Source organism: Methylobacterium sp. WL116, from assembly GCF_008039455.1.
Lineage (GTDB): Bacteria > Pseudomonadota > Alphaproteobacteria > Rhizobiales > Beijerinckiaceae > Methylobacterium.
In genome coordinates, this window is the sequence record NZ_VRUV01000670.1 from 1 (window position 1) to 2,113 (window position 2,113).

At 73.4% G+C, this 2,113-nt stretch carries 1 protein-coding gene and 2 pseudogenes; all 3 read right to left on the reverse strand.

Annotated features, from left to right (window positions below):
- A pseudogene (locus tag FV223_RS32495) lies at nucleotides 1-363 on the reverse strand (heavy metal translocating P-type ATPase); the annotation flags it as partial.
- Between the two features lie 98 nt (nucleotides 364-461).
- Nucleotides 462-1,244, reverse strand: a pseudogene (locus FV223_RS32500) (HAMP domain-containing sensor histidine kinase); the annotation flags it as partial.
- Nucleotides 1,241-2,113, reverse strand: an 873-nt coding sequence (locus FV223_RS26045) for an FIST N-terminal domain-containing protein (RefSeq protein ID WP_147729646.1), incomplete at its 5' end; no start/stop codon positions are given. The pseudogene FV223_RS32500 and the gene FV223_RS26045, both read right to left, overlap by 4 nt.

The window sequence follows — 2,113 nt, forward strand, 5'->3', positions numbered from 1 at the left end:
CCGGCGCAGGCGCGCACGCTCGGGGCGCAACGCCGTCAGCGCGCGGATCGCCGACGCGGTGCGCCGCTTGGCGCGGCTTTCCAGGCGCTTGCCGAACAGCACCAGGGTGATCACCACCGCCGAGGCCTCGAAATACAGGTGCGGCGCCGCGTGGCCGTGCGCCTCGGCCCGGACCAGCTCGACCAGGCTGAGGCCGTAGGCCGCCGAGGTGCCGAGCGCGACGAGCAGGTCCATGTTGCCGGCGCCGGCCCGCAGCGCGCGCCAGCCGGCCCGGTAGAATCGGGCGCCGAGCCAGAGCTGGATCGGGGTGGCGAGCGCCAGCTGCAGCCAGCCGGGCGGCATCCACGCGATCCCGAACGGCATCAGCAGCATCGGCGCGACCAGCGGCGCCGCAAGCAGGCCTGCGACGAGGAGGTGGAGCCCGTCGCGGCGCGCGGCGGCGTCCCGGCGCCGTTCGCGCTGCCGCGGTAGAACTCGTCGAACACCAGCGCGTGCTCGTCGGCGGCGATGCCGCAGCCGGTATCGATCACGTCGACCCGGACCGTGCCGGCGCGGCGGCGCGCGACCAGGGCGACGCCGCCGGACGCGGTGTAGCGGATCGCGTTGGAGAGCAGGTTCTGCAGGATGCGGCGCAGCAGGATGCCGTCGCTCGACACAGCCAGCTCCGGGCTGCGCACCACCAGGCGCAGGCCCCTGCGCGCGGCGAACGGCGCGAAGCTCGCCGCCAGCCCCGCCAGCAGGTCGGGCAGCGGCACGGGCCGCACCTGCGGGTGGACGATGCCGGCATCGAGCTTGGAGATGTCGAGCAGGGTCTTGATCAGGTCCTCGATCGTCTGCAGGCCGCGCTCGACCTGGGCGCCGATCAGGCTCGCCTCGGGCCCGAGCGGCAGGTCGGCGAGCGCCGAGATCGAGAGGCGGGCGGCGTTCAGCGGCTGCAGCAGGTCGTGGCTGGCGGCGGCCAGGAACCGGGTCTTGGAGCGGTTGGCGGTCTCGGCCTCCTCCTTGGCCGCCACCAGCGCCTCGTTCGAGCGCTCGAGGCGGTGCATCAGCGCCGTCAGCTCCTCGGTGCGGGTGCGGACGCGGCCCTCCAGGGTGATCGCGGTCTGGAACAAAGCATAGGCGCCGCCGCGCTGGTCGGTGCTGCGCTCCACATGCGCCATCAGCGCGGCGTTGATCCGCTCGAGCTTGGCGATGCGCCGGCGCAGGGACGCCTCGCCCTCCAGGCCGGCGTCGTGCAGGGTCACGGGAGCGCCGGCGGGGCGGGCGTCGCCTCCGCAGGCCCTTCGCTCGCAAGCCTCTCGTCCGCGGGCCTTTTGCCGATGGCGATGCCGGTCAACGTCTGGTTGAGGTGCATCGCCCGGTACTGCTCGCCGTAGGTCTCGAAGCCGACCATGTCGTAGCGCCGGTAGAGGTCGGCGATGCCCTGGCGCACCTGCCGGCTCTCGGCGTCGAGCCGGCGCAGCACGCATTCGAAGCCGATGATCAGGTCGACGCCGCCGAGCGCCCGGTCGAGCCGGGCGAGCTCCGCCCGGGTCGAGGCGACGATGTCGCGCGGCTCGGCCAGCGTCAGCACCACGCCCTCGTCGATGGCGCAGAAGAAGCTGAGGGAGCCGTCGGCGTTGAGCCGCCGGATCGAGCGGCAGAAGTATTCGCCGCCGACCTTCACCGCGAGCGGGTAGGCGGCGAAGCTCATCGGCGTCAGCCGCTCGGGGTCGAGCCCCACCGCCATGGCGTATTCGCGCGCGGCCGGCTCGGCGTTGAGCTCGTAGACGGTGCGCGACTCTCCGTCCGAGGCGGTCACCACGAACTTCACGTCGGTCGGCTCGAAGTTGTCGCTCTTGAAGATCTGCACCGGAAAGTCGCTCTCGACGAGGAGCAGCACGGCGGCGTTGCGGTGGATCGCGCCGCCGTGCAGCAGCACCGCGTCGCGGAAGGTGAGGTCGTCGCCGGCCGAGCCGCCGACCAGCGGGATGCCCTCCAGCGCCCAGGCGATGGCCGAGACCACGGTCTCCTCGGCGTTGGCGAGCCCGTCGATCAGCGAGAGCGCGAAGCAGCGGGTCGGCTGGGCGTGGTCGGGCCCGTGCGGCTCGAGCCGGCGGCGCAGCGCCCGCAC